1 protein-coding gene is annotated in these 449 nt (G+C 46.8%); it reads right to left on the bottom strand.

The window, feature by feature from the left end; genetic code table 11:
• Positions 1–87 precede the first annotated feature (87 nt).
• Positions 88–449: BCCT family transporter (locus tag M3175_RS26020; RefSeq protein ID WP_251524602.1), on the bottom strand; the 362-nt coding region annotated here is incomplete at its 5' end.

Below are 449 nucleotides of genomic sequence, written 5' to 3'. Positions count from 1 at the left end.
AATTAACGCCCATTGGTTGACTGCCTAGACAGGCATCAGCTTTGCACGCTTGCACCCGTCCATTTATGTTAATCAAGAAAAACAATATTACTCATCCTTAACCACGACAGGCGGACCCAGCAATAAATGCTCATCAATAAACTCATTTGCAGAATTATGCTCAGCAGACTCTGCCGTGATATACCATTGTTGATTACGGTACAAGGTCAATCTATCGCGTGTTAGCCCTCGCCATAAACAATACATCATCACAAACACCACGATGGCAAACGGAAAGCCTGCAATAATCGCCACCGCTTGCAACGCAGATAATCCACCTGCCACCAATAACACCGCAGCAATCACCCCTTGGCTCAATGCCCAAAATAACCGCTGGATTTTTGGCGGATTGGTATCGCCGCCTGCCGTGAGCATATCAATCACAAGGCTTGCCGAATCTGACGAAGTGA

The organism is Robertmurraya korlensis (assembly GCF_023715225.1).
GTDB lineage: Bacteria > Bacillota > Bacilli > Bacillales > Cytobacillaceae > Robertmurraya_A.
Note: the sequence above shows the minus strand (reverse complement) of the source record. Positions and strands in the feature narration are given on the sequence as shown.